A 17428-nucleotide genomic window follows, 5' to 3' on the forward strand; every position below is an offset into this window, starting at 1 on the left:
GTTCCATCGCCATGCCGAGCCCGCAAGAAGCGCCTGACGACGCCCCGATCGTTTCCCCTGAACCCGCCGAGGATCGCGCCCTTCGCGTACTTCTGATCGCCGGCTCGCAGCGGCGGCACAACAGCTGCCCGGGCCTGGATTCCAAGGCGCGGGCGCTCATGCTGCGAATGGCCGCACGCCTGCCGGCCGGGTGGCAGATCGACACCGAGGACCTGGGCAACCAGCACGGCAAGCCCAAGATCCAAGCCTGCAACGCCTGCGTCTCCTCGTCGATGGCGCTCTGCGTCTGGCCCTGCAACTGCTACGGCCCGCGCAGCACCACCCAGCCCGACCTGATGTGGGACCTGGATCTCTACGGCCGCCTGGCCCGCGCCGACGCCTGGGCCTTCGTCGGTCCGACCAACTGGTACGGGCCCACGACCAATTTCAAGCTGATGTTCGACCGCCTGGTCTGCGCGGCCGGCGGCAATCCGCGCCCCGACCTGATCGACAAGAAGGACACCCTGAAGGCCCAGGCCCTGGAGCGCTCGCCCCAGTGGCGTCGGCTGACCCGCAACCACCTGGAAGGCCGCACGGCGGCCTTCTTCACCTATTGCGACGGCGGGGCCAACGAGATGGGCGAGGACGGCCGGCCCAGGCTGGTCAAGGAGAAGGCCTGGTTCGATCCGAAGAAGGAGCCCTACGCCGACGAGCGCCTGGCCTATCAGGGCCTGGTCTGGCAGTGCCGTTACAGCGGGATCGAGGTGCCGGACGACCTGTGGACCGCCGGGGTGTTCGGTGAGGGCAAGCCCTATGCCGACGACCAGGCCGACGACATGATGGCCGAGGCCGACCATGTCGCCCAGTTCGACGCCTGGGTCGAACGCTTCGTCGCCCATGTGGTCCCGAAGGGCATCGTGGCCACCAAGGACGACGAACGGGCGGCGAAGTCGACGACGAACGTCTAGGCGGCCGCCGCGTCGCGCCACGGGAACAGCGCCCGCAGCGCCGGGGTCCGCAGCCACAGCCCGCCCCACATGAACAGGCCCAGATAGATCGAGAACAGCTCGTGGCTGAACAGCGGGTTCTCGACCCGCACCTGGGTGGCCATGGCCCCGCCCAGCAGGCCGGTCATCAGCACCGCGCCCAGCAGGGCGGTGCGCGGGAACAGGTACAGGGCGACGAAGGTCAGCTCCATGATCCCGATCATCAGGACATAGTCGGCCTTCCAGCCCAGGGCCGTCAGGGTGTCGGCCGCCACCGACATGCCGGTCAGTTTCGGCAGGACGGACGCGCCCAGCATGAACAGGGCGAACAGGCCGGTCAGGACACGTCCGGTCCAGACCATGGGCGAAGCTTTGAACATCGTCGTTCCTTTCGAGGCCGCGACACGGCGGGGAAGGCGTTGCGCCTGGGCCCCTAGGACGCGCGTTCAGTCCGCCGGCCGACACGCCACCTCGAAAAACTTCACGCCCCTTGGCGCGCGGATGGCCGCGAGAAACGACAAACCCCGGGCGGATCGGGATCCGCCCGGGGCTCGTTCAGGACAGGACCGGTCCTACCAGAACAGGCCGTAATAGACGCTCAGCACCTGGCCGCTCCAGACGTCGACCAGCAGGGCGTCGTTGCCGACGCGGACCCACTCGCAGCCGACCGGCGGATACGGCAGGCCGTATTGCCAGGCGTCCAGGTAGTAGGACTGGCCGTACCAGCCGCCCGGCAGATAGTCGCCGAACGACCAGTGGCGCACGTAGAAGCCGCGCGGGTAGCGATAGGCTGGGGCGCGGTAGCGCTGCACGGCGCGATAGGACGGGCGGTACTGGCGTTGGTCGTAGCGCGGACGGTCGTGGTCGCGGTCGCGCCAGCGGCCGTCGCCCGGGCCCGGCCGGCCCTGGTCGCCGCGTCCGGGACCACGGTCCCAGCCGCCGTTCTGGGCGTTGCGGTCCCAGCCGCCACGGCCATCGCGGCCGTCGCGATCGCCCCGGCCCTGGTCCGGACGACCTTGATCGCCGCGGCCCTGATCGGGTCGACCTTGGTCCGGGCGGCCCTGGTCGCCGCGGTTCCAGCCGCCGCCACGTCCGCCCTGGCCGCGCCAGCCGCCTTCGCCGCCCTGTTGCGGAGCCTGGGCCTGGGGCGCGGGAGCGGGCTGCTGGGGCTGAGGCGCCGGCCGATCGCCGCGATCGGGACGGCCGCCGCGATCGCCGCGGTCGCCGCCGCCGGACTGACGCCAGCCGCCGCGATCGCCGCCGCCCGACGGCTGCTGCGGCTGTTGTTGCGGCTGCGCCTGTTGCGGCGCGGCCTGAGGCTGCTGCTGACGCCAGCCGCCGCCGTCGCCGCGCCCGCCGCCTCCCGGCCCGCGCTCGCGGCCTTGGCGATCTTGGCGCTCAGCGCCATCCTGCCCCAGGCCCGCGCCGGCGGCATGCGCCGAGACGCCGCCCAGCAAGGACAGGATCATAGCCGTCGTGATCAGACGTTTCATTGCTTTCCAAGTGCTCCAAGGGGCCTTGCATCGGCCCTGTCGCTCATCCCTTGTACGCAATGTCACCCTTGCACGATGAACCGCGTTTGAACGAAAGCGCCTGCCCCGAACGCCGCCGCCGGAGACCCTCGATGACCGCCAAACCTCAGGACGTGCTGGGCTTCTGGACCGCCGCCGGACCCGACAAGTGGTTCGCCAAGTCCGACGCCTTCGACGAGGCCATCCGCCTGAAGTTCGAGCCCGTCCACCTGGCCGCCTCGCGGGGCAAGTACGACGCCTGGGCCGAGCAGGCCGAGGGCGCCCTGGCCCTGCTGATCCTGCTCGACCAGTTCCCCCGCAACCTCTATCGGGCCAGCGGCCACGCCTTCGCCACCGACGGCAAGGCCCGCGCCGTCGCCGCCGCCGCCATCGCCGCCGGCCACGACAAGGCCGTCGCGCCCGAGCTTCGGCCGTTCTTCTACCTGCCCTACGAGCACGCCGAATCCCTGGCCGACCAGGAGACCAGCATCGGGCTGTTCGAAGGGCTGCTGAAGGACACCGGCGACGCCGACAGCCTCAAATGGGCCATCGCCCACCGCGACATCATCGCCCGCTTCGGCCGGTTCCCACACCGCAACGCCGCCCTGGGCCGGACGACCACGGCGGCCGAGCAGGCGTTCCTGGATGAGGGCGGGTTCGCGGGTTAGGGCGGGATAAGCGGCCAGGGCCTGTGGATCGTCCAATCCGCCGCACTACCCATCCGGCCGATTCGCCCGCAAACTCGGGCCATGAACGCCGTCACGCCCATCCACGCCGAACAGGCTCCCGCCGACCATCCCGAGCGGCAGTACCTGAACCTGCTCGCCGACATCCTGGAGAACGGCGTCCAGCGCGGCGACCGCACGGGCACCGGCACGCTGGGCGTGTTCGGCCGGCAGATCCGCTTCGACCTGTCGCGGGGCTTCCCGGTGCTGACCACCAAGAAGCTGCACCTGCGCTCGATCATCGTGGAGCTGCTGTGGTTCCTGAAGGGCGACACCAACGTGCGCTACCTGCAGGACAACGGCTGCAAGATCTGGGACGAGTGGGCCGACGAGAACGGTGACCTGGGTCCCGTCTACGGCAAGCAGTGGCGTTCGTGGGCCGCGCCGAACGGTCAATCGATCGACCAGATCGCCAACCTCGTCGAAGGTCTGAAGACCAATCCCAACAGTCGCCGCCACATCGTCAGCGCCTGGAACCCGGCCGACGTCGAGGACATGGCCCTGCCGCCCTGCCACTGCCTGTTCCAGTTCTTCGTCGCGGACGGCAAGCTGAGCTGCCAGCTCTACCAGCGCAGCGCCGACGTCTTTCTGGGCGTGCCGTTCAACATCGCCTCCTACGCCCTGCTGACGATCATGATCGCCCAGGTCGTGGGCCTGGAGCCCGGCGAGTTTGTCCACACCTTCGGCGACGCGCACCTGTACCTGAACCACCTGGAGCAGGCCCGCGAGCAGATCCAGCGCGAACCCAAGCCCTTCCCCACCCTGAAGATGGCCGACAAGCGCGACCTGTTCGCCTTCGAATACGAGGACTTCCAGCTGGAAGGCTACGAAGCCCACCCGCATATCAAGGCGGCGGTCGCCGTTTGAGGATCGCCCTCCTATCCTGTCTCGCCGGCCTGGCTTTGGCGACCTCGAGCGGGGTCGCCTCGTCGCAGACATCGCGGCCGATCGATTCCTTGAGCGACCTTGTCGTGCGAACCATTCAGGCCTGTCACGACGACCAAGATGGCAAAGAGATGCTGTTCGTCAGCGCCCAAAAGGACTTGGGGTTTGGCGGCTCCCTTACGTTCGGCTTCTTCCGTGAAGTCGAAGGCCAAAAGGTGAAGCTGGAAATCCAGAAGGACGGCTGTCGCCTCTCCTTCGCCACCTCGCCGGCGCCCTTCGGCCCGACTGTGGACGCCCTTGCTTCCCAGTCCCAGAGCTGGAACCCGCCGCAGCGGCTCTACGACAATCGCAAACCGCTGAAGCAGAGCGACGGCGACAGCCTGCGATCGTTCATCGGCTGGCAGTCCGAAGACAAGCATCACATGGAAGCGCTGATTGTCGACGAGCCCGATCCGAGCTCCGCGCACAGCCGCGATGGCTATATCGTCGCCTACGGTCGGTTCGGGCAGTGACCTGGGCCACCGACCGGCTCGAGCAGATCAAGGGCGGCGACGTCGTCCTGCCGCCGGTGGTGCAGACCCTGAAGCTGGGCGGCCTCGACGACTGGGGCGACGGCTGGGTCCGCAAGACCTGGACGCCGGCCCCGGAGCTGCTGAACGTCGACGGCTCGCTGTTCGGCGGCTACGTCGCCGCCCTGGCCGACCAGATTCTGGCCTTCGCGGCCATGACCGCCGCGCCGGCCGACGCCATGTTCCGCACCAGCAACCTGAAGGTCGACTTCATCCGGGTGGGCAAGGCCGAAGTGCTGACGATCGAAGGCCGCGTGGTCGCCAAGACCAAGGGCATGATCCATGTCGAGGCCGACTTCCGGCGGCCCGACGGCGAGCTGATCGCCCGCGCCTCCGCCCAGCAGGTCGTGGTCCCGTTCGGCGGCTAGAGTCGACCGCCCGACACGGCGGGTGGCCGCATCGCGCGACGCAGGGTAAACAGACCCCATGTCCGTTATCCTTACCGTCGGCCCCGTGGCCCGTTCGCTCAACGGCGTGATCGGCCGCGACAACGACCTGCCCTGGCGGTTGAAGTCCGACCTCGCGATCTTCAAGGCCTGCACGATGGGCAAGCCGGTGATCATGGGCCGCAAGACCTGGGACAGCCTGCCCCGCAAGCCGCTGCCCGGCCGGATGAACATCGTGCTGTCGCGCGACGGCTCGTTCGACCCCAGCCAGGCGGTGGTCTGCGAGAGCTTCCTGGAGGCCGTGCAGATGGCCAAGGAGCAGGCGGCCGAGGACGGCGTCGACGAGGTCTGCGTGATCGGCGGCCGCGCCCTGTTCGAGACCGCCCTGCCCAAGGCCCGGCGCCTGTACCTGACCGAGGTGCAGGCGAAGGTCGAGGGCGACGTCAGCTTCCCKCCGTTCGACGAAGCGGCCTGGACGGAAGTGCGTCGCGAGGCGCATCCTGCCGGTCCGGACGACGATCACGCCTTCGTCTTTCGTGTGCTGGAGCGCCGATGATGCGTCAGCTGACCGCCCTGCTCTGCGTGCTGGCCCTGGGCGCGGCCGGAGCCGCCTCCGCCGACATCAGCCTGGGCCAGAGCGACAGCCTGGCGCGGGCCGCGGCCACCGACGTGGTGATCTTCAACGTGGTCAAGGTGCGGCCGCTGGACGGCGGCGAGGTCGCCAGCTGCCGGGTGTTCGGCCGGGCGATCCGGGCCGAGCGCGGCAAACGCTTCAAGCCCCGCCAGTCCGTCCGCCTGACCGTGCCTTGCGCCCTGCAGGGCGCCGACGCCTCCGACGCCACGCCCAAGTGGGTGGACCGCGAGGCCCTGGTCCGCTCGGCCCACGGCCGCGCCTTCCTGGGCGGCGACGGCGGCCTGATCGCCTATGAGCTCTACGACCTGAACTAGGACCGGGGACATGCCCTTGCGGCGCGTCCCCAAGTCTTGGCTCGGAAGAGGCTGTTGGGGACACGCCCAAGGGCATGTCCCCACCTCGGACGCTGCCCCACCGGAAACTTGCCGCCGCGTTCAAACGCTCGTTTACTCCCAGGGCGCGCCCGTCAGAGGCGCCGTCCAGGGAGAGACGCATGCAGATGGAACTCGTCGCCGAGGGCCTGCGGTTTCCGGAAGGCCCGATCGCCATGGCCGACGGCTCGGTGATCCTCACCGAGATCCAGGGCCAGGTCCTGACCCGGGTGCATCCCGACGGCCGCAAGGAGACCGTCGCCGAGGTCCCCGGCGGCCCCAACGGCGCCGCCATCGGCCCGGACGGGGCGATCTACGTCACCAACAACGGCGGCGCCTTCCAGTTCTTCGAGGCCAACGGCCTGAACATCCCCGGCCCCACCCCGCCGACGCATACGGGCGGTTCGATCCAGCAGGTCGACATCGCCACCGGGGCGATCACCACGCTCTACACCGAATGCGACGGCAAGCGGCTGGTCGGGCCCAACGACCTGGTGTTCGACAAGCAGGGCGGCCTCTGGTTCACCGACCACGGCTGCTCGACGCCCGAGGGCCGCAAGTACGGGGCGCTGTACTACGCCCTGGCTGACGGCTCGAAGATCACCCGCTGGCGCGACCACTTCGTCTCGCCMAACGGCGTGGGCCTCTCGCCCGACGAGAAGACGGTCTACATGGCCGACACCATGCTGGGGCGGCTGTGGTCGTTCGACGTGGCCTCGCCCGGCGTCCTGGCCGACCCCGCGCCGCTGCAGCCCGGCAATGTGGTCTGCAACCTGCCGGGCTACCAGCTGCTGGACAGCCTGGCGGTCGAGGCCGACGGCAAGGTCTGCGTGGCCACGATCATCAACGGCGGCATCACCGCCTTCTCCCCCGACGGGACCACCGAGCACTTCGCCTTCCCGGATGTGATCGTCACCAACATCTGCTTCGGCGGGGCCGACATGCGCGACGCGTGGATCACGGCCTCGGGCACCGGCAAGCTCTACAAGGCCCGCTGGCCCCGGCCGGGCCTGAAGCTGAATTTCAACGCCTGATCGTCCTGATCGTGACTTGAATTCACAAGTCCAGGTCCCCGCGGCGGCGTAGTTTGGCGTCGTTGCGGGACCATTTGAGGCCTCGTCAACAACGGAGCCCAGCCATGGACCTCAAACTGCAAGACAAGACCGCCCTGGTGACCGGCTCGACCGCCGGCATCGGCCTGGAGATCGCCCGCACCCTGGCCGTTGAAGGCGCCAAGGTGTTCGTCACCGGCCGGGCCCAGGACAAGCTCGACGCCGCCGTCGCCGACATCCGCGCCTCGGGCGGGACCAAGGTCGAAGGCGTGCTGGCCGACGCGGCCACCGCCGAGGGCGCGGCCGCCATCCTGAAGGCCGTCCCCAGCGTCGACATCCTGGTCAACAACCTGGGCATCTACGAGATGAAGGCCTTCGCCGACATCCCCGACGAGGACTGGCTGCACCTGTTCGAGGTCAACGTGATGAGCGGCGTGCGCCTGTCGCGCGGCTATTTCCCCGGCATGCTGGAGCGCGACTGGGGCCGGGTGATCTTCATCTCCAGTGAAAGCGGTCTCGCGATCCCAGGCGAGATGGTCCACTACGGCATGACCAAGAGCGCCCAGCTGGCCGTCGCCCGCGGCATGGCCCAGCAGACCAAGGGCACCGGCGTGACGGTCAATTCCGTCCTCCCCGGCCCGACCCGCGCGGCGGCCATCGCCGACTTCCTGAAGAGCGTGTCCAGCAATCCGGAAGGCACGACGGCGGAGCACGAGGCCGAGTTCTTCGAGAAACACCGCTCGTCGTCGCTGCTGCAGCGGATGATCGAGCCGCAGGAGATCGCCAGCCTGGTGGCCTATGTCGCCAGCCCGCTGTCGGCGGCGACCAACGGCGCGTCGCTGAAGGCGGAAGGCGGACTGGTGACGACGATCGCCTAAGCAAGGAACCCGTCCCTCCCCCTCGTGGGGAGGGTGGCCTGGCGGAGCCATTGTCGGGTGGGGGTTACTGAGTCAGCAGGCCCCACCCACCGGCTTCGCCGGTCCCCCTCCCCACGAGGGGGTGGGAAAAACAGCTCTAGTACAGCACCCCCAGCGCCGAACGCTCGAAGTTCTGCAGTTCGTCCGTCCGGCCCTCGCGGACCTTCACCACCCATTCGGGATCCTGCAGGATCGCGCGGCCGACGCCGACCAGGTCGAACTCGTCGCGTTCCAGGCGCTCCAGCAGGCCGTCCAGCGAGGCCGGCTGGCTGCCCTCGCCGCCGAAGGCCGCGATGAACTCGCCCGACAGGCCCACCGAGCCGACGGTGATGGTGGGCGCGCCGGTCAGCTTCTTGGCCCAGCCCGCGAAGTTCAGGTCACTGCCCTCGAATTCCGGCTCCCAGAAACGGCGCTGCGAGCAGTGGAAGATGTCGGCCCCGGCGTCGKCCAGGGGCTGCAGCCAGGCCTCCAGCAGCTGCGGCGTCTCGGCGTTCTTGACCGCGTAGTCCTGCTGCTTCCACTGCGACAGGCGGATGATCACCGGATAGTCCGGGCCGACGGCGGCGCGAACGGCCTTCAGGATCTCGGCGGCGAACATGCTGCGCTCGCCGATGGTGGGGCCGCCGAACACGTCGTCGCGGACGTTGGTGCCGTTCCAGAAGAACTGGTCGATCAGGTAGCCGTGGGCCCCGTGCAGCTCGACGGCGTCGAAGCCCAGGGCCTTGGCGTTCCTCGCCGCGTCGGCGAAGGCGGCGATGGTGTCGGCCACCTCCTCGTCGGTCATCGGTTCGGTGAACGGCGAGCCGCCGGGCTTGGAGATGCCCGAGGGGCTGTCGATCTTGCCCAGCACGTCCTTGCCCTTGGCCGAGCCCACGTGCCACAGCTGCGGGGCGATCAGGCCGCCGGCCGCGTGCACCTCGTCGACCACCTTCTTCCAGGCCGCCAGCTCCTTCTCGCCGTGGAAGCGGGGGATGTTGGCGTCGTTCAGCGAGGCCGGCCGGGCCACGCCCGTGCCCTCGGTGACGATCAGGCCGACCTGGTTCTCGGCGCGCCGGCGGTAGTAGGCGGCCACGTCGTCGGTGGCCACGCCGCCGGGCGAGAACGACCGGGTCATCGGGGCCATCACCACCCGGTTGGGCAGCTTCAGCGACTTGAATTCGAACGGTTTGAACAGGGCGTCGAGGGCCATGGGCGGCTCCGGAAAGGATAGGTTAGCGACGGTTATAAGGGTGGGTTGCGTTTGAGGACTATTGAGAAAAACTGATGGGACACGTGGCCGGGGACAGGCGCATGCGCCTGTCCCCGATCGTGATCAGATCCCCAGCACCAGCTTGGTGATGATGTTCTTCTGGATCTCGCTGGAGCCCGCATAGATCGTGGTCTTGCGGTAGCTGAAATAGGCCGGGGCGACGGGGCCGGCGTAGTCGGGACCCGCGCGGCCGTCGTTGGTGGGCGCCCAGGTGTCGCGCACGAACGGCGCGGCGTAGCTCCCCACCGCCTCCAGGGCCAGTTCGGTGATCGCCTGCTGGGTTTCCGAGCCGGCCAGCTTCAGCATCGACGAGGCCGGCCCCACCGCCTTGCCCGCCCCGCGTCCGGAGAAGATGCGCAGCTCGGTGGCGTTCAGCGACTCCACGGCGATCTCCAGCTCGGCCACCTTGCGGCGGAAGTCAGGATCGTCGATCAACGCCCCGCCGTCGTCGGCCCGCTCCAGGGCGGCCATCTTCTTGACCTTGCGCAGCATGTGCATCAGGCCCGGCGCGTAGGCGTTGCCGCGCTCGAACTCCAGCAGGTACTTGGCGTAGGTCCAGCCCTTATTCTCCTCGCCGATCCGGTTGGCGACCGGCACGCGGACATTGTCGAAGAAGACCTGGTTGATCTCCTGCTCGCCCTCGGCCGGACCGTCCAGGGTGGGCAGCGGCTTGATCTGGATGCCCGGTAGGGTCATCGGCAGCAGCAGGAACGAGATGCCCTCCTGCGGCTTGCCCTCGGTCGAGGTGCGCACCAGGCAGAACATCCAGTCGGCCCACTGGGCGTGGGTGGTCCAGATCTTCGAGCCGTTCAGCACGTAGTCGTCGCCATCGCGGACGGCGCGCATCTGCAGGCTGGCCAGGTCCGAGCCCGAGCCGGGTTCCGAATAGCCCTGGCACCACCAGATGTCGGACGACAGGATCGGCGGCAGGTGCTGGGCCTTCTGCTCGGGCGTGCCGAACGCCATGATCACCGGCGCGCACATCTTCAGCCCCATCGGCGAGGGGTTGGGCGTGCCGGCCAGCGACAGCTCCATGTTGAAGATGTAGCGCTGCGACGGCGTGAAGCCCGCCCCGCCCAGCTCGACCGGCCAGTCGGGCGCGACCCAGCCGCGCTCGTACAGCTTCTTCTGCCACTTCACCTGGCCGGCCTTGTCGAGATAGCCGTTCTTCGATTGGCTGACCTTGCGGCGCAGGTCGTCGTCGAAGGCCGTGGCGATCCAGTCGCGGACCTCCTGCTGGAAGGCCAGGTCCTCGGGCGAGAAGGCGAGATCCAAGGCCCCTACTCCACCGCGTCCAGATATTCGATCTCGGGGCGACCGGCCATGAACGGCCCCATGGCCGCGCCGGCGGCCTTGAAGTAGTCGGTCCCGCCGTGATGCTTGAGGGCGTCCGCCGAGGCGTAGAGCTCCAGCACCTTGTAGACGCCGGCGTCGGTCCTGCTGCGGGTCAGCTGATAGACCAGGCAGCCCGGCTCGTTGGCCTTCACCTTGTTCTGCAGGTCCAGGAACACCTTCTCGAAGTCGCCCGCCTTGTCAGGCTGCACCGTCAGCACCGCCACCACGCCGATCATATCGTCCTCCCGAGGCCTTGCCGGCCAAACGCTTGTTTGAAGGCAGTGTCGAGGAAGCGGCGCTCAAGGGCAAGGGGGTGGTTGACCGCGATCGAGAATGGCGGAATGGCAGGGTGAGCCGCATGACGCGGTCCACCACGGAGTTTCCATGAGCGTTTCGGACGAAGCCCAGCAGATCGCCCGCGCCCTGGCGGACGCCTTCCGCGTCAGGTCGGCGACCCAGCCCGAGATCCGGCGCTATGGCGACGAGGGCGACAAGGGCACGGTGGACCTGCTTTGCTGCGCCGATTCACCGATGGACGGCGTCACCGCCTACGGCACCGTCCGGCTGTCGGACCATGCGTTGAGCAACGCCGGCGATCTGCGCGTCGAGATCGTCGGGGCCTTTCCGACCGCCCTGCCCGCCTTCGCCAATGTCATGGCCGCCTGCGCCTTCAACGTGATCAACGACGGCGCGCCCCTTCGGCCCGGCATGATCCACGGCCAGGCCATGGGCTTTCCCGACCTGTCCACGACCCTCCGGCACGTGATGTTCGTCCCGCCCTTCCTGTGGGGCGACAATCGGCCGGAGACCTTGAAGCTGTCGGACCGGACGGTGACCTGGCTGATGGCCGTGCCGATCACCGACGCCGAACGCGTCTATGCGGCCGAACACGGCTCGCACGCGCTGGAGCAACTGCTCGAGCGCGAGAACGTCAACATCCTGCACCCAAATCGGTCGTCGGCGGTCTGAGGACTTCGAGGGCGGCGCTTAGCGCCGCTCGTTCCAGCCGTAAGCCACCCACGAGTGGCCGCCCATGTGACGGGCTTCGATCAGGCCGGGATCGCCGCTGGGGGCGGCGGCGCGGGCCGAAGAGCGGCCTCGGAAGGCGAAGGCGGCCAGGCCGAGGAGCGCGGTGGCCATGAAGCCGATGACCACCAGGGTGGCGGCGAACACCACCGCGATCACGGCCGCGACGGCGACGGCGATCGAGGTCGCGACGGCGCCGGCCAGGGTGGCCAGGCTGCGCCAAGCGATACCGGTAGCCTTGCCTGAAGAAGTGCCAACCGTCTCCATCGTCGTCCTCGCAGGCGTGCCCCGCCCTTGCAAATCAAGATGGGGCGCCACTCGTGAACGTCAACTGAACACCCAGCGGATCGTTCCGCAAAATGAATTCCGCTCTAACCACGGCGAAATGACGGCTTAGTTCGCGGCGAGCCCCGCCAGTTCGCGGCGCTCGCGCATCACCGTCGAGAAGGCGGCGTTGATCGCGGCCGACTTGGCCTCGGCCACCTCGATGAACTCCAGAGGCAGGCCGCGGGCCCGTGCCCGGTCGGGGTGGGCTTCCGACATGGCCGAACGCCACGCCTGATGCACCACCGCGTCGTCGGCGTCGGCCGGCACGTCGAGGATGCGGTAGGGGTCGTCGGGCTCGGTCCCCACGTGGGTGGCCGTCAGGCGGCGGAACGACAGCGGCGACATGCCGAACAGATCGGCCACCCGCTCCAGATAGGCCAGCTCCTCCTGGGTCACCGCCCCATCCGCCTTGGCGATATGGAACAGGCCGTCCAGGACGTCCTCGAGGATCTGCGGGCAGGTGCGATACCGCTTGGCCAGGCGCTTGGCGTAGCTCTCGAAGCCATGCGTCGTCTGCCGCGCCAGGTCGTACAGGCGGTGGATGTTGTTTTCCGACTCGGGGTCGGGGTGGAACACCTCGGCGAAGGCGGCGTACTCGTCGCCGTCGGCCGAGCCGTCGGCCTTGGCCAGCTTGGCCCCCAGGGCMGTGACCGCCGTCGAGAAGGCCGGGTCCTGGCCCGGTAGACCGGGCGGACACTCCTGGCACTCGGCCAGGTCCAGCCGTCGTGCGGCGAGGGTTGCGATATTACGCCAGAAGGTCATGGCAGCGACGACAGTCCAGAAGCGTGGCGGAGTGATGACGGCGGAGACACGCCCCCGCCTCTCAACGGACCACGCTCCCTTTTCGCCTTCTAGCACAAAAACGCCGCTACCCCACCCGGTCCTTGCTGCGGCGCACATTGAAACTTTGTAACGTGCGGAAGAACGCGCAATCTCCGCAACGCTCGGCTGTACACAGGAATCTTTGCCGCAAGAGGGAGCTTTTTGGCCTATCCATTCGTTATGGCGCCGCTTGGCCGACCGCGGTGCAAAACATCCGGGCGCCATGCTCCGGTCCCAATGCGGCCGGAAATGCTCTAATTCGAACGCGACCGACTCTCTCGAGCGACGCCCTACAAGAGGACTTCCGCCCGCATGGCGACCGCCTTCCTTTTCGCCCTGGCCCTGATCGCCCAGGACGCTCCCGTCTCCACCGCGCCGGCTCCGACCGCTCCCCCGCCCCGCACGACCCCGTCCGCCACGCCGCCGACGGACGACTACGGCTATGTCGGCTGGTGCTACGGCGCGCTGGGCGGCTATGTCGAGCTGTACGACAAGGTGATGCCGGAAGTGACCCGCATCGAGAAGACCTTCCCCGGCCCCGACGGCTTCGCCGCGGCCATGAAGGAATATCCGGCCATGCGCGACCAGGCCAAGAAGGACCTGGTCACCTACCGCACCGCCATCGTCGCGGCCGAGAAGGCCAGCCCCCGTCCGATCTCGGAATACGGCGCGGCGGCGATCAAGAAGGGCCATTCGGTCTGGGGCGGCGCCGACCAGGTCGACAAGGCCCGCCTGGCCCAGGTCTGGATGAGCTGGAGCCCGCCCGGCGACTGCGAGACCCGCGCCAAGGCCCTGGAGACCAAGTCCAACCTGTTCGGCCAGGCCCTGAACTACAACGTCAAGAAGGGCGCCGCGCCGGCCGAACCGGCGCCCRCCCCGGAAGCCGCCGTGGCGGCCGAGCCCGAGGCCCCGGCGCCGGTCGCCGAGACCCCCGCGCCCACGCCCGTGGCCGAGGCCCCGGCCAAGCCCGCGCCGAAACCGGCGACGACCAAGACCGCCGCCAAGAAGCCGCCCGCCGACCTGCCGCCGATCGGGGCCAAGCCCGCGGCCATGCCGCTCGCCGCCAAGGGCGAGATCATCATCGATCCGGCCAATCCCCAGCCCTGCGCCGGCAGCCTGACCCCGGCCAAGCGCGGCGGGAAGAACGTACTGATCTGCAAGGCGGACTAGGCCGCGCCTCGAACTGGGGACACGCGCATGCGCGTGTCCCCAGCCGCGCTACGCCGTCGGCAGCATCCCCGTCGTCGCCACCTGCTTAAACCAAGCGTAAGACGCCTTGGGGGTGCGCACGCCCGTGGTCCGGTCCATCGCCACCAGGCCGAACTTCGACGTGTAGCCGATGTCCCATTCCCAGTTGTCGATCAGGGTCCAGGTGAAGTAGCCGCCGATCCGCGAGCCGGCCTCCATGGCGCTCTTCACCGCCTCCAGGTGCCGGCGCAGGTACTGGCTGCGGAAGCCGTCGTCGATCACGGCCGGGCCGTTGCCGAACGGGTCCGAGCAGCCGTTCTCGGTGATCAGCACCGGCGGATTGCCGTAGTCGTCGCGGACCATCTTCAGCACCTCGGCCAAGCCGGACGGGTCGATCTGGCGGCCGAAGGCGTCCAACTCCGCGCCCTTGGGCGGGGCGGCGGGCGCGATATGGCTGGGGCTGGCCAGGTCCAGCTTCACATAGGCCGGGGCGTAGTAGTTCACCCCCAGGAAGTCGATCGGCTGCTGGATCGTCTTMAGGTCGCCGTCGCGGAGGTGGCCCTTCAGGAAGTCGTCCATCAGCCCCGGATAGGTCCCCTTCAGCAGCGGGTCCAGCCAGGCGCGGTTCCACAGGGCGTCCAGCCCGCTCGAGGCCGGGCGGTTCCAGAACGCCGCCGCGCCGCCGGCGGGACGGCAGGGCTGCAGCGCCTGGGTCGTGCCGATCCTGAGGTCGCCATGAGCCGCCCGCAGGGCCTGGATCGCCAGCCCCTGCCCCAGGTTAATGTGGTGGGTGGTCGGCCCCAGCAGGGCGATGTCCTTCAGCCCCGGCGCGTGCTCGCCCAGCACATGGCCGAACACCGTGTGCACGGCCGGCTCGTTGAGGGTGATGAAGTTCTTGAGGCGATCGCCCATGCGCCCGGCCACGGCGGCGGCGTAGTCGGCGAAGCTGTTGGCGGTGTCGCGCGCGCTCCAGCCGCCCTTGTCCTGCAGGGCCTGGGGCAGATCCCAGTGGAACAGCGTGGCGTAGGGCGCGATCCCCTTGGCCAGGCACGCGTCGACCAGGCGCTCGTAGTGGTCCAGGCCCGCGGCGTTGACCGTGCCCGACCCGGTCGGCAGCACCCGCGACCAGGCCATCGAAAAGCGGAAGGCCTTCAGCCCCGCCCCGGCGATCAGGTCGACGTCCTCGGCGTAGCGGCGATAGCTGTCGGTGGCGACGTCGGCGTTCGAGCCGTCCTTGATCTTGCCCGGCAGTTTCTCGAACGTATCCCAGATGGTGGCGCCGCGTCCGTCGGCGGTGGGCGATCCCTCGGTCTGGAAGGCCGCCGTCGCCACGCCCCAGACGAAGTCGCTGGGGAACTGCCGCGACTTGACGGTCGCCTCGGTCGGCCCGACGCGGTCGCAACCGCTAAGGCCCACGCTGGCCGCCCCGCCGATCGCCAGGGCGCCCAGCGCCCTGCGGTTGATGCCGTTGTCCACCTGAGCCCCCTGTCCTGTCGGAGGTCGAGCGCCCCCGTGACGGTCAGGATGAACGCAAAGCGCGAGCTTTGACTAGGGTTCCCCTCGGGTCAGGCCCGCCGGCCCTTTACATAGGCGTCGATCACGCCCTCCAGTTCGGTCAGCGGGACGTTGCCGCCCATCACCACCGCGTCGTCGAAGGTGCGCAGGTCGAAGCGGGCGCCGAGCGCGGCCTGGGCCTTGCTCCGTAAACGGACGATCTCGCTATGGCCGACCTTGTAGCCGCAGGCCTGGCCCGGCCAGGCGCAGTAACGGTCGACCTCGCCCTGCACCTCCTCGCGGGTCGAGCCGTTGGTGGTCACGAACCAGTCGATGGCCTGATCTCGGCTCCAGCGCTTGGCGTGGATGCCGGTGTCGACCACCAGGCGGCAGGCCCGGAAGGCGATGGACTGCAGATAGCCCAGCTGGCCCAGCGGATCGCCCTCATAGACGCCCAGTTCGTCGGCCAACTGCTCGGCGTACAGCGCCCAGCCTTCCGAATAGGCGTTGAAGGCCAGCAGCGAGCGGACCAGCGGCAGCTTGTAGGTGTATTCGCCCTGCCAGATGTGGCCCGGCAGGCCCTCGTGATAGGTCAGGGTCGGCAGGCCATAGCGCGGCCACATGCCCGTGTCGCGCAGGTTGATGTAGTAGTTGCCCGGCACCGTGCCGTCGATCGAGCCCGCCGCCGCATAGCCGCCCGGCGCCCCGTCCTGGATCTCGACCGGCACGCGCTTGATCAGCAGGTTGCCCGGCACCAGCGTGGCGAAGGCCTTGGGCAGGCGCGTGCGGATGTCGGCCACCCGGCCGTTCAGATAGGCCAGGATCTGGGCCCGGCCCTCGTCGGTGTTGGGGAACAGGTTCTCGGGCTTCTCGCCCAGCGCCTTCATCCGCGCCCCGACGCTGCCCTGGGTCAGGCCCTGGGCCTTCAGCAGGCCGTCCATGCGGGCGAACAGCGCCTTCAGCTGCTCCTGGCCCATCTGGTGGACCTCGTCGGGCGTCATGCGGCTGGTGGTGCCGGCCCGCAGCGCCCAGGCGTAATAGGCCTCGCCGTCCGGCAGTTTCCAGGCGCCGGCGCCCGAGGTCGCCTTGGCGCGGTGGGCGGTCAGCTCGGCGATCTGGCGGTCCATGGCCGGGGCGATCTTGCCCTCGACGATGGCGGCGGCGCGGCGGGCGTGGTCGCCGGGGATATCCTTGGCCTTCTTGGCCAGGCCCGCGACCAGGCCCCAGTCGGCGATCGGTTGGGCCCGGGCGGCCTTCTGCTGCTTCAGGGTCTTGTCCAGCAGGAAGTCCGGCGCGATCACGCCCAGGGCGCCGTCGTGCTTCAGCCGCGCCGTCTCGCCGTCCAGCTGGGCGGCGTAGAGCTCCAGGCGATGCAGGTAGGACTCGACGTCGGCCGCGTTGGCCACACCGTGCAGGCTGTCCAGGAAGTCCGGCGTCTCGACGAAGGCCCCGGTGTTCTGGGCCACCACATAGGGCGCGTTGCGATACGACCATTGCGACGACAGGCCGATGGCGTCGCCATAGGGGAAGTCGAAGCCCTCGACCGCCAGCTCGTGGGCGGTCTGGACCACGCCCAGGTCGAGGGCGGCGGCGGGGCTGAGGGTCTTGCGGTCGACCGCCTTCATCTTGGCCACGCGCGCCTTGGCGGCGGCGGCCAGCTTGGTCCGGCCCTCCAGCGAGCGGTCGGTCAGGCTGGACTTCAGGGCGGCTCGCTTGTCCTTGTCCAGGCCCAGGGCCGAGGCGTTCTCGGGATATTCCCGCATCAGGTCCTCGGCGACCTGGGACAGCAGGGCCTCGGCGGCGGCGTCGCCGGATGCGGCGGCCAGGGCCGGACCGGTGGCCCCGAGCGCCAGGGCGGCGGCGCCCAGCGCCAGAACGTCGCGTCGATTGAACTGGCTCATGCTGGGTCTCCCGGATTCGCCGGGAAACCTAGCCGAGTTCGACGGGGACGCACACTCGCCGAGCCTGCGTC

General features: G+C 69.1%; 20 protein-coding genes. 11 read left to right on the forward strand and 9 right to left on the reverse strand.

The features are described from left to right. Positions 1-11: 11 nt before the first annotated feature. Positions 12-947, forward strand: a complete 936-nt coding sequence (locus AC1U89_RS21675; protein ID WP_479901710.1) for an NAD(P)H-dependent oxidoreductase — start codon at positions 12-14, stop codon at positions 945-947. On the opposite strand, the gene AC1U89_RS21680 is transcribed toward AC1U89_RS21675, so the two are convergent. Continuing rightward, the gene (locus AC1U89_RS21680; RefSeq protein ID WP_479901711.1) at positions 944-1345 is read right to left on the reverse strand and encodes a DoxX family protein; all 402 of its coding nucleotides are present in this window, start codon (positions 1343-1345) and stop codon (positions 944-946) included. The genes AC1U89_RS21675 and AC1U89_RS21680 overlap by 4 nt on opposite strands. Before the next feature lie 192 nt (positions 1346-1537). Next, positions 1538-2458: an RcnB family protein gene (locus AC1U89_RS21685; RefSeq protein ID WP_479901712.1), complete on the reverse strand. Its 921-nt coding sequence runs from the start codon at positions 2456-2458 to the stop codon at positions 1538-1540. A gap of 131 nt (positions 2459-2589) precedes the next feature. On the opposite strand from AC1U89_RS21685, the gene AC1U89_RS21690 reads away from it, so the two are divergent. The 8 genes from AC1U89_RS21690 (at position 2590) to AC1U89_RS21725 (ending at position 7976) form a co-directional block, all read left to right on the forward strand. Then, positions 2590-3144, forward strand: coding sequence for a DUF924 family protein (locus tag AC1U89_RS21690; RefSeq protein WP_479901713.1), 555 nt, complete (start codon positions 2590-2592; stop codon positions 3142-3144). A gap of 81 nt (positions 3145-3225) precedes the next feature. Continuing rightward, a complete protein-coding gene (locus AC1U89_RS21695; RefSeq protein WP_479901714.1) occupies positions 3226-4068 on the forward strand; it encodes a thymidylate synthase in 843 nt (280 codons plus the stop codon). Positions 4069-4157: 89 nt separating this feature from the next. Then, the gene (locus tag AC1U89_RS21700) at positions 4158-4598 is read left to right on the forward strand and encodes a hypothetical protein (protein ID WP_479901715.1); all 441 of its coding nucleotides are present in this window, start codon (positions 4158-4160) and stop codon (positions 4596-4598) included. Next, positions 4595-5023 (forward strand): PaaI family thioesterase, encoded by a 429-nt coding sequence (locus AC1U89_RS21705; protein WP_479901716.1) that lies wholly within the window; start codon positions 4595-4597, stop codon positions 5021-5023. Before AC1U89_RS21700 ends, AC1U89_RS21705 begins: the two co-directional genes overlap by 4 nt. A 58-nt stretch (positions 5024-5081) precedes the next feature. Beyond that, positions 5082-5597 carry a dihydrofolate reductase gene (locus AC1U89_RS21710; protein WP_479901717.1) on the forward strand — a complete coding sequence of 172 codons (516 nt, stop codon included), beginning with the start codon at positions 5082-5084 and terminating at the stop codon, positions 5595-5597. Next, positions 5597-5989: a hypothetical protein gene (locus AC1U89_RS21715; RefSeq protein ID WP_479901718.1), complete on the forward strand. Its 393-nt coding sequence runs from the start codon at positions 5597-5599 to the stop codon at positions 5987-5989. The genes AC1U89_RS21710 and AC1U89_RS21715 overlap by 1 nt, the downstream gene beginning before the upstream one ends. Before the next feature lie 179 nt (positions 5990-6168). Beyond that, positions 6169-7080: an SMP-30/gluconolactonase/LRE family protein gene (locus AC1U89_RS21720; protein WP_479901719.1), complete on the forward strand. Its 912-nt coding sequence runs from the start codon at positions 6169-6171 to the stop codon at positions 7078-7080. A 104-nt stretch (positions 7081-7184) separates the two neighbouring features. After that, positions 7185-7976: an SDR family NAD(P)-dependent oxidoreductase gene (locus AC1U89_RS21725; RefSeq protein WP_479901720.1), complete on the forward strand. Its 792-nt coding sequence runs from the start codon at positions 7185-7187 to the stop codon at positions 7974-7976. 136 nt (positions 7977-8112) lie between these two features. Here the strand turns inward: AC1U89_RS21725 and AC1U89_RS21730 are convergent, their stop codons facing one another. From AC1U89_RS21730 to AC1U89_RS21740, 3 genes are all read right to left on the reverse strand, one after another. Further along, positions 8113-9204 (reverse strand): NADH:flavin oxidoreductase, encoded by a 1092-nt coding sequence (locus tag AC1U89_RS21730; protein WP_479901721.1) that lies wholly within the window; start codon positions 9202-9204, stop codon positions 8113-8115. Between the two features lie 123 nt (positions 9205-9327). Beyond that, positions 9328-10539 (reverse strand): acyl-CoA dehydrogenase family protein, encoded by a 1212-nt coding sequence (locus AC1U89_RS21735; protein ID WP_479901722.1) that lies wholly within the window; start codon positions 10537-10539, stop codon positions 9328-9330. A 5-nt stretch (positions 10540-10544) separates the two neighbouring features. After that, positions 10545-10835 (reverse strand): putative quinol monooxygenase, encoded by a 291-nt coding sequence (locus AC1U89_RS21740; RefSeq protein WP_479901723.1) that lies wholly within the window; start codon positions 10833-10835, stop codon positions 10545-10547. Between the two features lie 148 nt (positions 10836-10983). On the opposite strand from AC1U89_RS21740, the gene AC1U89_RS21745 reads away from it, so the two are divergent. Further along, positions 10984-11568, forward strand: a complete 585-nt coding sequence (locus AC1U89_RS21745) for a suppressor of fused domain protein (RefSeq protein WP_479901724.1) — start codon at positions 10984-10986, stop codon at positions 11566-11568. Between the two features lie 18 nt (positions 11569-11586). On the opposite strand, the gene AC1U89_RS21750 is transcribed toward AC1U89_RS21745, so the two are convergent. Both AC1U89_RS21750 and AC1U89_RS21755 read right to left on the reverse strand, forming a co-directional pair. Then, entirely contained in the window at positions 11587-11892 is a 306-nt protein-coding gene (locus AC1U89_RS21750; RefSeq protein WP_479901725.1) for a hypothetical protein, read from the reverse strand. Positions 11893-12018: 126 nt separating this feature from the next. Beyond that, positions 12019-12714, reverse strand: coding sequence for a TerB family tellurite resistance protein (locus AC1U89_RS21755; RefSeq protein ID WP_479901726.1), 696 nt, complete (start codon positions 12712-12714; stop codon positions 12019-12021). Between the two features lie 372 nt (positions 12715-13086). Here AC1U89_RS21755 and AC1U89_RS21760 point away from each other — a divergent pair, with 372 nt between their 5' ends. Next, the gene (locus AC1U89_RS21760) at positions 13087-13944 is read left to right on the forward strand and encodes a hypothetical protein (protein WP_479901727.1); all 858 of its coding nucleotides are present in this window, start codon (positions 13087-13089) and stop codon (positions 13942-13944) included. Between the two features lie 48 nt (positions 13945-13992). Here AC1U89_RS21760 and AC1U89_RS21765 read toward each other — a convergent pair whose 3' ends face one another. Both AC1U89_RS21765 and AC1U89_RS21770 read right to left on the reverse strand, forming a co-directional pair. Continuing rightward, positions 13993-15438, reverse strand: coding sequence for a GH1 family beta-glucosidase (locus tag AC1U89_RS21765; protein ID WP_479901728.1), 1446 nt, complete (start codon positions 15436-15438; stop codon positions 13993-13995). A gap of 89 nt (positions 15439-15527) precedes the next feature. Continuing rightward, positions 15528-17357, reverse strand: a complete 1830-nt coding sequence (locus AC1U89_RS21770) for a DUF885 domain-containing protein (RefSeq protein ID WP_479901729.1) — start codon at positions 17355-17357, stop codon at positions 15528-15530. Positions 17358-17428 lie beyond the last annotated feature (71 nt).

Source organism: Caulobacter sp. 05T431, from assembly GCF_056665975.1.

Bases quoted from the DNA above. Each gene is read 5' to 3' on its own strand.
- AC1U89_RS21770 (WP_479901729.1), bottom strand. From the start codon at position 17,357: ATGAGCCAGTTCAATCGACGCGACGTTCTGGCGCTGGGCGCCGCCGCC.
- AC1U89_RS21685 (WP_479901712.1), bottom strand. From the start codon at position 2,458: ATGAAACGTCTGATCACGACGGCTATGATCCTGTCCTTGCTGGGCGGC.
- AC1U89_RS21745 (WP_479901724.1), top strand. From the start codon at position 10,984: ATGAGCGTTTCGGACGAAGCCCAGCAGATCGCCCGCGCCCTGGCGGAC.
- AC1U89_RS21680 (WP_479901711.1), bottom strand. From the start codon at position 1,345: ATGTTCAAAGCTTCGCCCATGGTCTGGACCGGACGTGTCCTGACCGGC.
- AC1U89_RS21675 (WP_479901710.1), top strand. From the start codon at position 12: ATGCCGAGCCCGCAAGAAGCGCCTGACGACGCCCCGATCGTTTCCCCT.
- AC1U89_RS21740 (WP_479901723.1), bottom strand. From the start codon at position 10,835: ATGATCGGCGTGGTGGCGGTGCTGACGGTGCAGCCTGACAAGGCGGGC.
- AC1U89_RS21725 (WP_479901720.1), top strand. From the start codon at position 7,185: ATGGACCTCAAACTGCAAGACAAGACCGCCCTGGTGACCGGCTCGACC.
- AC1U89_RS21750 (WP_479901725.1), bottom strand. From the start codon at position 11,892: ATGGAGACGGTTGGCACTTCTTCAGGCAAGGCTACCGGTATCGCTTGG.
- AC1U89_RS21715 (WP_479901718.1), top strand. From the start codon at position 5,597: ATGCGTCAGCTGACCGCCCTGCTCTGCGTGCTGGCCCTGGGCGCGGCC.
- AC1U89_RS21690 (WP_479901713.1), top strand. From the start codon at position 2,590: ATGACCGCCAAACCTCAGGACGTGCTGGGCTTCTGGACCGCCGCCGGA.
- AC1U89_RS21695 (WP_479901714.1), top strand. From the start codon at position 3,226: ATGAACGCCGTCACGCCCATCCACGCCGAACAGGCTCCCGCCGACCAT.